The organism is Mesorhizobium sp. M7A.F.Ca.US.002.01.1.1 (assembly GCF_004022955.1).
Taxonomy (GTDB): Bacteria; Pseudomonadota; Alphaproteobacteria; order Rhizobiales; family Rhizobiaceae; genus Mesorhizobium; species Mesorhizobium ciceri.
This window is the reverse complement of sequence record NZ_RZQE01000157.1, coordinates 1-11,793: the sequence shown is the minus strand read 5'-3', so window position 1 is coordinate 11,793 and position 11,793 is coordinate 1. Positions and strand designations below refer to the sequence as shown.

11 protein-coding genes are annotated in these 11,793 nt (G+C 64.0%); 2 read left to right on the top strand and 9 right to left on the bottom strand.

Features of this window, described 5'->3' with window-relative positions; all coding sequences use genetic code 11:
• On the top strand, window positions 1-291 hold a 291-nt coding region (locus tag EN932_RS17030), incomplete at its 5' end, for an RpiB/LacA/LacB family sugar-phosphate isomerase (protein WP_128368928.1).
• Between the two features lie 24 nt (window positions 292-315).
• Here the strand turns inward: EN932_RS17030 and dhaL are convergent.
• The 4 genes from dhaL to oiaX all read right to left on the bottom strand — a co-directional run bounded on the left by dhaL (window position 316) and on the right by oiaX (window position 4,712).
• Window positions 316-957 carry a dihydroxyacetone kinase subunit DhaL gene (gene dhaL, locus EN932_RS17025; protein ID WP_127370307.1) on the bottom strand — a complete coding sequence of 214 codons (642 nt, stop codon included), beginning with the start codon at window positions 955-957 and terminating at the stop codon, window positions 316-318.
• A 27-nt stretch (window positions 958-984) separates the two neighbouring features.
• Window positions 985-1,992, bottom strand: coding sequence for a dihydroxyacetone kinase subunit DhaK (locus EN932_RS17020; RefSeq protein ID WP_127370306.1), 1,008 nt, complete (start codon window positions 1,990-1,992; stop codon window positions 985-987).
• A 130-nt stretch (window positions 1,993-2,122) separates the two neighbouring features.
• Window positions 2,123-3,457, bottom strand: a complete 1,335-nt coding sequence (locus EN932_RS17015; RefSeq protein ID WP_127388297.1) for a four-carbon acid sugar kinase family protein — start codon at window positions 3,455-3,457, stop codon at window positions 2,123-2,125.
• Between the two features lie 4 nt (window positions 3,458-3,461).
• Window positions 3,462-4,712 (bottom strand): 3-oxo-isoapionate-4-phosphate decarboxylase OiaX, encoded by a 1,251-nt coding sequence (gene oiaX / locus EN932_RS17010; protein ID WP_127369351.1) that lies wholly within the window; start codon window positions 4,710-4,712, stop codon window positions 3,462-3,464.
• A gap of 174 nt (window positions 4,713-4,886) precedes the next feature.
• Here oiaX and EN932_RS17005 point away from each other — a divergent pair, with 174 nt between their 5' ends.
• The gene (locus EN932_RS17005) at window positions 4,887-5,600 is read left to right on the top strand and encodes a transcriptional regulator NanR (protein WP_127369350.1); all 714 of its coding nucleotides are present in this window, start codon (window positions 4,887-4,889) and stop codon (window positions 5,598-5,600) included.
• A 2-nt stretch (window positions 5,601-5,602) separates the two neighbouring features.
• Here EN932_RS17005 and EN932_RS17000 read toward each other — a convergent pair whose 3' ends face one another.
• The 5 genes from EN932_RS17000 to EN932_RS16980 are packed head-to-tail and all read right to left on the bottom strand — an operon-like array spanning window position 5,603 to window position 11,729.
• Window positions 5,603-7,441, bottom strand: coding sequence for a hypothetical protein (locus EN932_RS17000; RefSeq protein WP_127369349.1), 1,839 nt, complete (start codon window positions 7,439-7,441; stop codon window positions 5,603-5,605).
• On the bottom strand, window positions 7,438-8,472 hold the full coding sequence (locus EN932_RS16995) for a Gfo/Idh/MocA family oxidoreductase (RefSeq protein WP_127385013.1): 1,035 nt from the start codon (window positions 8,470-8,472) through the stop codon (window positions 7,438-7,440). The genes EN932_RS17000 and EN932_RS16995 overlap by 4 nt, the downstream gene beginning before the upstream one ends.
• Window positions 8,473-8,474: 2 nt before the next feature.
• A complete protein-coding gene (locus tag EN932_RS16990; RefSeq protein ID WP_024502456.1) occupies window positions 8,475-9,539 on the bottom strand; it encodes an ABC transporter permease in 1,065 nt (354 codons plus the stop codon).
• Window positions 9,532-11,088 carry a sugar ABC transporter ATP-binding protein gene (locus EN932_RS16985; protein WP_127368380.1) on the bottom strand — a complete coding sequence of 519 codons (1,557 nt, stop codon included), beginning with the start codon at window positions 11,086-11,088 and terminating at the stop codon, window positions 9,532-9,534. Before EN932_RS16985 ends, EN932_RS16990 begins: the two co-directional genes overlap by 8 nt.
• Window positions 11,085-11,729 carry a DUF2291 family protein gene (locus EN932_RS16980; protein ID WP_127368381.1) on the bottom strand — a complete coding sequence of 215 codons (645 nt, stop codon included), beginning with the start codon at window positions 11,727-11,729 and terminating at the stop codon, window positions 11,085-11,087. Before EN932_RS16980 ends, EN932_RS16985 begins: the two co-directional genes overlap by 4 nt.
• Between the last annotated feature and the right edge of the window lie 64 nt (window positions 11,730-11,793).

The window sequence follows — 11,793 nt, the reverse complement described above, 5'->3', positions numbered from 1 at the left end:
ATCCTGGACGGCAACTACGACCGGGCCATCCTGTTTTGTGGCACCGGCATCGGCGTCAGCATCTCTGCCAACAAGGTGCCGGGCATTCGCGCCGCGTTGACCCACGATACCTATTCCGCGGAGCGCGCCGCCAAGTCCAACAACGCCCAGATCATCACCATGGGCGCCCGCGTCATCGGTCCCGAACTGGCGAAATCGATCGCCGACGCATGGCTTGCCTCCGAGTTTGATCCGAATGGCCCATCTGCCGCGAACGTGCAGGCCGTCGACAAGCTCGACGCCAAGCGCTGAAAGACGCGGCAAGTCCGCTGATGATCAGTCGGTCAAGGCGGTCCGCATCGCCTCGATCACGGTGACGGCGGACGCAGCGCCCGGATCCATATGGCCAAGCGAACGTTCGCCGAGGCGTGATGCCCGGCCCTTGGTGGCCACCATCGCTTTGGTCGCTTCCGCGCCTGTCTCTGCCGCCTGGGCGGCGGCCTTGAGACTGGCGGCCAGATCCTTGCCTGAGGCCAGCGCTTCGCCCGCCGCTTGCCCCGCCGGCGCCCATGCATCGATCATCGTCTTTTCGCCAGGTTCTGCCTTGCCGCGATCCTGAATGCCCTTGGCCATGGCCTGGAACAGGGCGACCACGTCCGCGTCGTCGAGCGCCGTCTTGCCCTTGACGGCTGCCGCGGCGCGCATGAGCGCGGTCGCATAGAGCGGACCGGAGGAGGCGCCGACCGCATTCAGGAACGACTTTGCCGCCGTGTTCAGCAAGGTGGTCGGATCGGTCGCCGCGGTGTCCAGTCCGGCCACCGCATCGCGCGCAGCGGAAAATCCAAGCTCCATCGCGATGCCGTGGTCGGCGTCACCGATAACCCCGTCAAGCGCGCATAGTCGGTCCCTGTCGGCGGACATGGCGGTTGCGATCGCCGCGAACATCGCGACAAGGCGGGCGGTGTCGATTGTCGTCATGTCTTGGTCCTTGCCACAGAAGTGGGTTTAGCCGGCGCGAAACATGGCGCAGTCGCAGGGGTGGTCCAGCATCGTCTGCAACTCGCCGTCCAGCCGATGCAGCGTGATCGAGGCCCCGGCCATTTCGAGCGAGGTGCAGTAATTGCCGACCCAGCTTGCGTGGATGGACACACCGATCTCATCGAGCCTCTGCTTCACGCGCCGGTTCATGATGTAGAGTTCCATCAGCGGCGTTGAGCCCAGCGAATTGACGAGCACCGCGACCTTGTCGCCGCGCGCCGGCGCCATCTCGTCGAGGATCCTGTCCAGCATCTCGTCGGTGATCTCGTCGGCCTTTTTCAACTTTTCGCGCGCGATGCCGGGCTCGCCGTGGATGCCCATGCCGATCTCCATCTCGTCCGGACCGATCTCGAAATTAGGCCGGCGGGTCTGCGGCAGCGAACAGGGCGACAGCGCCACGCCCATGGTGAAGGTGTGGTCGTTGGCCTTGCCGGCGATGCGCTCGCATTCGTCGAACGACAACATCCGGTCGCAGGCGGCGCCGGCCGCCTTGAAGATGAAGAAATTGCCGGCGACACCGCGCCTCTTGTGCCGCTGGTCGCGCGGTGCCGAGGCAACGTCGTCGGTGCTCAGCACCGTGCGCACCTCGATGTCGTCCATCGCCGCCATCTCGGCCGCCATGTCGAAATTCATCACGTCGCCGGCATAATTGCCGTACATGAACAGCACGCCGGCGCCGCCGCTGACCGCCTTGGCGCATTCGAGGATCGGGTCCGGCGGTGGCGAGGCAAAGACATTTCCGATGGCCGCCGCGTCGGCCAATCCCTTGCCGACGAAGCCGAGAAAGCTTGGCTCATGGCCCGAGCCGCCGCCAATGACGAGGCCCACCTTGCCCTGGCGCGGCCCGTCGCGGGCGACGATGGAGCGTGGGCTACCCTCCACGCTTTTGAGATGGCGGGGATGCGCTGCCAGGATGCCTTCCAGCATCTCGTCGACGGCGCGGTTGCCATCGTTGATGATCTTCTTGGTCTGCACCCGGCATCCTCCCGACTTCGGCATTTTCGCAGATAATACCGGGTGTTACCGGGATTTCCACCCGGCAAGGCGTATTTCGCGCGTTGAGATGTTCCCACCGGCCAGCACCTGGACGCAGGCGCTGGCTGTTTCAACCGCCGAGGCCGTCGCGGATGGCTGAGAAATAGCGATCGGTCCCGACCTGGCCGCCCTTGAGCGCGACCTCCAGTCCGTCGATCGCCTTGACGCGCGAGTGGGCAACGCAAAGCGGGGAACCCGGCGAAGCGGGCAGCGGCATGCGAATTGTCAGGGCATCGACACCCATCTCGCCGAGTGCGTGGCTCGACGTGTCGCCGCCTGCAATGACCACGCGACGCAGGCTCTGTTCCACCGTCAGGTTGCGAAGGATTTCTCCGAGGCCGCGGCCAAGCCTGTGGCGGGCGCCTTCCTCCCGGTCGATTTCGGCGCCCCTGTCGGCAGTGGGGCCAAGCGCGGTGTAGAGGATGACGCTGCGCCCGGCTTGCAGACTGGCACGGCCGCTTGCCGTTACGCGCGCGATCACCTGCTGTGAGGCCTCCGAAACCAGATCGACGGGATCGACCTCGATGCCGTCGAAACCGTCGGTCAGGGCATGCCGGATCTGCCGTTCGGTGGTCGGCGAGCAACTGCCCGACACGACGGCTATCCGCTCGGCTGCGCCCGGTAGCGTGAAGCCATGTCCGGCGCTGACGATGCCATTCGACGCCCATTCGGCCAGCAATGCATACTCGATCCCGGATGAGCCGACGACAAAAGAGCCGCCGGGCTCGCGAACGCGCCAGATCTCCTTGCCGGCCAGAGCCTGCGTTTCCAGATTGTCGATATCGACAAGCACGATAGCGGTGCCGTTTCCGGTCAGGCGATCGAACGCCGCCGACCGCGACGCGGACTGCAACGTCGCAAGATCGATCAGCCCGGAGCTCAGCGCCGTCTGCCGCGACAGATGGATCAGCAGATCGGACTCATCCATTGGCGTCGTCGGGTGACGGCTCATCACCGGGTGGCGATCAATGCGGAAATATTGGTCGCGATAGGCCGCGAACAGATGGCCGAAAGCGGTATAGCGCTTGAGCTGCGGCGCGCCGACCAGCAGCGGCACGCTATCCTGCGCGAACACCGAGCGGCCGACCTCGATGGCTCGGCCGATGCTGCCGATCGTCGGGCTGGAATCGAAGGTCGAGCAGACCTTGTAGTGGCAAATCTCGGCGTTAAGCGTCTTCAGCCAGGCGAAGGCATCGCGCAGATGCGTGTCCATCCATTGCGGCGTCTCACTGCGGCTGGTGCCGGCCAGCCCTATCGCCCGGCAATGGCCAAACCGGGACAGCAGGGCCGCGTCCGGCTGGCGCATGAACAGCACGGTCGGCACGCCACCGAGCTCGAGCGCCTCCATGACATCGGTCGAGCCGGTCAGGTCGTCGCCATAATAGCTGAGAAGCAGGTCCTGCATCGTCTCAGGCTGCCTTGCCGTCGCCGAATTTTTCGATCGACCGCGCCAGTTCGGGATGGTTCAAGGCGAAGTCGGCCAGCGGAATGCCGTCGACCGCCGCTTGCCAGGCTTGCTGCACGGCACGTACGCCGGCGCCCGGTCCGTCCGGATGGCTGACGATGCCGCCGCCGCAGAGATAGAGAAGATCCACGGTCCGGCCGGTTCGTGCATATGTCTCGGGCGCCTGACCGCCCCACTGGCCGGAACCTGCCACCGGTAATGCGCAGTCCCCAGGCGAAAAGATCGGCGTCGTCACCGCCTTGAAGGATTCGACGAAAGAGTCATCCGGCTCCCAGTATTTCGAGGCGATGCCGTTGATCTGGAACTGGTCGACGCCGAGCAGTCGCCAGAATTGCTGCCAGACCTTGAAGTCCATGCCGAGGCCGGGGTGACGGGTGAGGATGTCCCAGCCGTTGCGATGAGCATGCAGCACCAGGCCGGAGCGTTTTCTCAGGAATGCCATGCCGCCAAAGCCGATCGAATTGATGTTGATAACAGCACAATTGCCGCCGGCCTTCGCCACCAGATCGTGGTTGCGCATCATCTCGTCCGGATCGGCGTGCGAAATGCCGAAGGCATACATCACCTTCTTCCCGGTCTTCTGCTCGTGATCGAGGATCAGCGGCATGATTGCCTTCACCCGTTCCGACAGGGGCGAATAGGCCGGGCTCATCAGCTTCTCGTCATCCTTGATGAAGTCGACGCCGGCGGCGATCAGTTCCGCCACCATTGCCGCCGTCTCGTGCGGCCGCAATCCCAGCGCCGGCTTGACGATCGTGCCGATGATCGGGCGGTCAGTCACATTGGTCAGCCGGCGGCTGCCGGCGACACCGAACTGTGGGCCGGGATGTGCCCCGCGATACTCCTCCGGCAATTTCATGTCGACGACGCGAATCCCGGTAAGGCCCTTGATCGAATAGGTGCCGCCGATGGCAATCGTCATCAGCGCCGAAAGGTCGGTGCCGATGGCATCGAACGGAAAGGCGATGTTGACATCGGCGCGCCTGAACGGCCCCTTACCGTCATTGGGAAGCGACGGCCCCTCGGCATCGGGCAGAGGCCGAATCGCCAGCACACGCGCCGCCACCCGGGCCTTCAGTTCCTCGGTCTCGCCGGGCAGCGCTACGAAGGTGCCGGTGGACTGATCGCTGGCGATCTTGGCCGCCAGCGCTTCGATGCTTCCAGGCGTTTCGATGCGGTAGGTGAGGGTGATCATGGTCCGCTGTCTCAAGCCGAGGCGTTCGAAAAAGGTTCACTGGTGTTTCAAATCTGGTATAATGAGTACATAAGTATTGCAAGTCATATCCGGCAGCGGGATCGACAGACGGCAATTCCGGGAATTGTGGCGGCAGTGTTAGATAGGGCCGGGTCAAGGGAGTGATTCGCGGCGATGAACCGTTCGGAACCGATTGTCCGGCGCAAGCTTTCCGATGAGGTCTTCTTGCGGCTGAAGCGCCTGATCACCAGCGGCGAGCTGATGCCAGGCGACGACATGCCCTCGGAGCGCGAGCTGATGGAGCGCTTCGAGGTCGGCCGCCCCGCGATCCGCGAGGCGATGCAGGCGCTGAGCAATATGGGGCTGGTTGCGATCTCGCATGGCGAACGCGCCAAGGTGCTGCAACTCACCGCCAAGTCGATCATCAAGCAGGTCGACGGCGCCGCCAAGATCATCCTGTCGTCATCGAAAGACACGCTGGAGCACCTAAAGACCGCGCGCATCTTCTTCGAGCGCGGTATGGTCAGGGAAGCCGCCGAAAAGGCCACCGCCGAGGATGTGCTGCGGCTGCGGGCCACCGTTGCCGAACAGCGCGGCTTTCGCGGCGATTCCGAAGCCTTCATCTCCGCCGACATGAAGTTCCATACACAGATCGCCGCGATCTCCGGCAACCCGATCTATGTCGCCGTCAGCGAGGCGATGCTCGGCTGGCTGAAGGAATACCACACCGAAATGCTGATCTGGACCGGCAAGGAAAAGTTCACGCTCACCGAGCACGAAGAGATCATAGGCCGCATTGAACTGAAGGATGCGGACGGCGCCGAGAAGGCGATGATCAAGCATCTAGAACGCTCGCGCGCGCTCTACGTGATGAACTCCGAAAAATAACGTCAGTCGATCCGGACGATCTCGTAAGGCGTCATCACGAGATGGCCTCGGCCAAAAGCTGAAATGTCGACCTGCACGTCGTCCGCCGTCAGGTTCGCCAGCCACACGACAGTGTCGCCCGAGGCCGAGCGTCCAGCCAGCGCCAGCACCTTGGTCTCATCGCTCGTCCTTGCCGCCACATGCGCAAGGCCGGCCAGTTCGCAAAGCCCCTTGATGGCTCTGAAGAGCGGCCGGGGCGATCCTTCCGCGACGGGTTCTCCGGATGACGCCAGCACGCCGAACGGTCCGGTGAAGCTGGAGAGCGTGAGCTGTTCCAGCCCAGCGGCTGCGACGCGCGCGGCATAGCCGACCGTCCAAGCCGCCGCGAACTGGCCGGCATGGCGCGGATCGCTGTCGGCCATGGCAATGCGCTGTCCCCCGGGATTGGGTTTGGTCGCTCCGCCATAAGGGTTCTGCCGCATGGCAATCGTCGATGGTCCGATCCGGTAGGGTTTTGCCCCGAAGATTGCCCGTGCCGATTGGGTGATGAAAGGCAGCGCCTCCAGTGACTGCATGACGCTGAGATCGTCGGCGGCATGCACGATCGGGCAAGTGCAGTGGGTGACGAAATCGAGCTGGTCTGCCGGCACGCGCTTGCGGTTGAGTTCGGTGAAATAGCTGAACATGCCGCCGCCGAGGCGGATACCGGGGAATGCCCGCCGCGCTGCCGCATAAACGTCGTCGAGCGGCGGGCATTCCGGCCACGCGCTGCCCGGCGGCGTCGACTGCCGATCGACCGACGGCGACACGGCAATGGCCGAGAGTTTCAGCCCGGCCCGGCGAACCAGGTCGGCGACGCCGGACAGCTCGGCGTCAAGATCGCCAGCGCAGGCAACTATGCATTCGAGGGTTGTTTCGGCTGCGTAGGCAGTTGCGAGCCGGGCGAAAGCGCGCAAGGCATCGAGGCCGTGGCCGCGCGTCGGATCGTAGTGAAACAGCAGCTGTTGTGGGCCGAGTGCCGCCAGCGTGGAGAGGTTCGCCAGCGCCGTCTCGACATCCTCGGGATAGATGATCACGCCGACATCGGGCAGCCTTGCTCCCGCCTCGCCGAGTTCGACTCTGACCGGTTCGCTGGCCACTGCGGCAGCCGGCGCTTTGCCTTCACCTGCGATGCGCAGGCTGATCGTCTGGCGCAGGGGCTGGCCGGCAGGCAGCACATACGGCCACGGCAGCACCAGCGGCCGCACATAGGTCTTGTAGGAGGCGTCCGACCAGTTGCGCTGGTCCTCCATTTCGAAAGTATCGCCTTCCATCCGGCACTCAGCGGTGACACCAGGCCGAATCTGATGGGAGATGGCGCGGATATCCTTGAAAGGCTGCCAGGGGTCGATCAGCTGGGGAAGTTTCGTCGCCACCACGCTGCCGTCTGTGTGCTCGACCATGACCGGGCTACCGGCGAGGTCGGCGATCGGGTGCAGGATACAGAAGCCGCAGCGGTTGGTTTCGAAATCGTTTTCGGGAAGGGCGCTGACGTCGAAGACCAGACGGCCGTCGGCAGAGCCTTTGATGGTGGCGCGGAAGCCGAGCCGGTTTCCATCGGGGGCCAGGCAGCTTGCCGAATAGCTGACCGAAAAAGCGTCGGCACCCTGCTCGATCACCAGGTCCATCAAATTTGGCTCATAGGTGCCCCAGTCGCGGTCACGCACGATATAGGCGATGGCGCGTAGCACTTCGGTGCCGCCATGCCGAATGGTGCGCAGATTGCCGTTGACGAAGTCGGCGCTGAGCGCGCCTGCGCTGAGCCTGACCGGCTCGGCCTCGACCACGCGCGTGCCGTAAAGGAGGAAGGTATCGGCGGTCATTTCAGCGAGGCGTCGAGTTGCACCGGTTGCCGGCTCGCGGCCCCAGCATAGGCGGCCTCGACCAGCGCGAACGTCTTGAGATTGTCCGCGCCCGAGGTCGCCGGTTGTACGCCCTTTGCCAGGCAGTCTACCCAGTGCTGCTGGATGGCGACGACGCTTTCCTGGATGTTGTGCCAGGGCCGCGACGCCCAGGCCAGCAGCGGCGGCGAGACGTCGGTGACGGCCGTGCCGCTCTTGCCGGTGACGGTCAGCCGGTATCCCTGCGCCAGCCGGATCGTGCCGTCGCTGCCATCGATCTCGATCAGCGTTTCGGGAAACGGCTCGGTGGCGAGCTTGGTCGCGTAGCTGCAGTCGACCACGGAGGTTGCGCCGCTCTTGTGGTCCATCAGCATGGTCGCCACATCCTCGCCCGCAATGGCGGGATTGATGCGGGCGATTCGTGTCGTGATGGTCGAGACGTCGCCGAGCAGGAAACGGGCGATATCGAGGATATGGATACCGAGGTCCTCGATGATGAAGCGCTTTCCCGTCGCCAGATAGGGCTGACCGGAAAACACGTCATAGGCCGAGCGGAAGGAGATACGCCCGAAGAAGGGTGTGCCGATCTCGCCGCTATCGAGCACGGTCTGCACCGCCTGGATAGGTGACTGCCAGCGAAAATTCTCATGCACCATCAGCGGAACGCCGGCTTCCGCGCATGCCTTGACCATCGCCTTTGCCTCGGCAAGCGTCGGCGCGAACGGCTTCTGGCAGACCACCGGTACGCGGTGGGCGGCCGCCATTTCGACAAGCGGACGATGGCTGGGCGCGGTGGTGGCGATGTCGACGAAATCCAGGCTTTCGCCGGCAAAAAGGTCCGCCGCATCGGTATAGCGCTTCGCAATGCCGAACTGGCCACCGACGATCCGCAACCGTTCCGGGTCACGGTCGCAGATGGCGATGATCGAGGCGCCCGCTATGTCGCGCCAGGCATGCATCTGGTTGACGGCAAAGAAGCCGCAGCCGATCAGCGCTCCCCGCAGTTCCGCCATGCTCAGCCTGCCTTTGCCATCTGCATCAAGGTGACACGTTGCTGAAGCCGGCGCTGTGCCTGGTCGACGACGACGGCGACGATGATGACGAGGCCCTTGATCACCATCTGCCAGAACGAACTCACGCCCATCATCACCAACCCGTCCGAAAGGATGCCGATGACGAAGGCGCCGACGATGGTGCCGCCGATCGTACCGCGGCCGCCCGACATCGAAGTGCCGCCAAGCACCGCCGCCGCAATGGCGTTGAGCTCGAAGCTTTCGCCCGTCGCCGGATGCGAGGCCATCAGCTCGGACGAGATGATCAGGCCGACGATCGCCGCGCAGAAACCGGAGAACATATAGACGAACATCTTGACCATGTTGACCCGGACGCCCGAAATCCGCGACGCCCGTTCATTGCCGCCGACGGCGAAGATATGGCGACCGAGTGGCGTGTACTTGGCGAGATAGGCGGCTCCCAGTGCAACGACGATGAGGATCCAGATCGCCACCGGCAGGCCAAGCAGCCGACCGGCCCCGAGGAAGCCGAAGCCGGTGGTGCCAAGCTCCGGCTTGCCGACGAGGTTGGGAAAGGTGCGGCCATCCGACGACAGCAGCGCCAGGCCGCGCGCGACATAGAGCACGCCGAGCGTGGCGATGAACGGCGCGACGTTTAGCCTGGTGATCAGCAAGCCGTTGACGGCGCCGATCAATATGCCGACGGCAAGCGTGATCAGCGCGATCTCAAAGACGTTGAAATAGATGGTGTAGCCGATCTGCAGGTCGATGCCGTTGAGCACGAGATACCCGGCCACCATACCGCACAGGCCGACGATCGAACCGACCGAAAGGTCGATGCCGCCGGTGATGATGACGAAGGTCATGCCCATCGCCAGGAACGCATTCAGCGCCACGTGCTTCGACATCAGGATCAGATTGGCGGTCGACAGGAAATTCGGCGCCGCGATCGAGAAGAAGATCAGCACGGCGATCAGCGCAATGAAGGTCCTGAGCTTCATAACTGTCAGCAGCACCGAGCCGCTGGAAGCGGAGGGAGCGGCCGCTTTGGCTGGGATGTCAGTCATGGGCGGTGCTCTCCGTATGTGGGGCTGGTCCGTGGCCAAGCGCCGATGCGGAGACAAGGGCTGCCTCCGTCGCCTCGGAGCGATCGAACATGCCCGTCAGTTTTCCGTTGCTCATCACCGCAATGCGGTCTGACAGCGCCATCACCTCATCGAGATCCGAGGTGGCGAAGAGAATGCCCAATCCATCGCGCGACAGTTTGCGCATCGTGCGGAAGACGTCGGCCTTGGCGCCGACATCGATGCCTCGGCTGGGCTCGTCCATCAACAGCACCTTGGGTTCGGTGAGCAGCGCCTTGCCGATCACCACCTTCTGCTGGTTGCCGCCCGACAGCGACGACACCTCTTGCGCCGGGTCGGCGACCCTGATCGCCAACTCCCGCACCACCTGCGTCACCGCCTGCCTTTCGTCGGCACCACGGATGTGGAACAGGCGGGCAAAGCGCGACAGGCTGGCCAGCGTCAAATTGCTGGCGACCGAAAGGATCGAGACAAGCCCTTCGCGCTGGCGATCCTCGGGGATCAGCGCCAGCCCGCGCCGGATGCGCCGCGTCGTATCGCGCTCCTTGACCTTTCTACCGCCAATGAAGATGTCGCCGGTCGAATGGCCGTGGCGGCCCATGATACAGTCGAACAGTTCGCTGCGCCCGGCGCCCATCAAGCCGTATATGCCGAGGATCTCGCCGGCACGCAGCGACAACGAGACATGGTCGACGGCAAGTCCGCCGGTGGCACGAGGCAGGCAGATCTCCTCGGCACGAAAAATCTCTTCGCCCGGAAGATGGCCGTCGGCCTTGGCGAAGTCCTTGGCGTCGGAGCCGATCATCTGGCGAACGATCCACTGCGTGTCGACGTTCTTCATCTCTTCCTGGCCGGTGATGCGGCCGTCACGCAGCACGGTGATGTAGTCGCCGATGCGGATCAGCTCTTCGAGCCGGTGCGAAATGTAGACGATGGCCACGCCGCGCGCCTTGAGGTCGGCGATCACCTTGAACAGGATCTCGACTTCCGCAGCACTCAGCGCCGAGGTCGGTTCGTCCATGATCAGGATGCGCGCGTCGAGCGAAACCGCCTTGGCGATCTCGACCAGTTGCTGCTGGCCGATACGCAGATCCTCGACCAGCATGTCGGGCCGGATGCCGGCCTGCAGGCGTTCCAGAAATTCCGCAGCGCGGTTTTCCTGTTGCGCGTGGTCGATTTTGCCGAAGCGGTTGGTGATTTCCCGGGTGGCGAAAATATTCTCGGCGACGCTCATATTGCCGAACAGGTTCAGCTCCTGGAACACCATGCCGATGCCACGGTTCACCGCGTCACCGGATGACGAGAAGGAAACCTCTTCGCCTTCCAGCAGGATGCGGCCGGCGGTCGGCCGTTCGACACCGGCGATGATCTTCATCAGCGTCGACTTGCCGGCGCCGTTTTCGCCGACCAGCACGTTGACCGCGCCCTTGCGCACCTCGAAATTGGCGCGCTTGACCGCAACGGTGCCGGAATAGACCTTGGAGACGTCCTCGAGCTTCAGAATGATTTCGCGCTCCGCGATCGCGCTCATGGCTTCGGCCCGATCTCTGCCTCCGCCGGCGTCACCAGCGGCAGGTCCTGGCCGCTCCCCAGCGTATAGGCGCCGAGCACCTTGGCACTGCGGCCTTCCAGCGCCTCGCGCGGCAGCTCGGAAAGCACCGTCTTGTCGGCATAAGCGTTGAAAGCCTTGCCGAACTGGGCGAAGTCGATCTGGTTGGTGAAGTCGTTGAACTGGATGAAGTCCAGGCTGTCGCGCAGCGCGGTACCGCGCACCGCCGGTCCGATCTGCACCCGTGCATCGGCTTTGCCGTCGCCGTCGACATCGACGTCGACCGTTGCCGCACGCGACTGTGTGTTGGCCGCGATAATCTTGCCTTCCAGCCGAACCGCGAAAGTCCAAGGCGAATTCGCCTGCTTGTTCGCATTGCCGTATTTGGCGCCGGCAGCCGCTGGGTCGGTTGTCGCCAGGGTGTGAACCTGCGCAAACGCTCCGGCTTTCTGCTGGAGATAGGGCACGACCTTTGCCGCCCATATCTCCTCGACCATCTGGTCTGGATTGAAGGTGGCAGCGTTGTTGCCGTCGTCCGATTTCGTCGGCAGGATCTTGCAGCCGGTCAGGCTGATGCCGACCATCACGGTAAGGATCGGCCAGTTCGGCTTGGTGTTCAGCATGGCGGCCTGTCGTTCAGCATCGTGGGCGGCCCACGGAAAATGGCGGCGAGGGGCGATCCTGGGT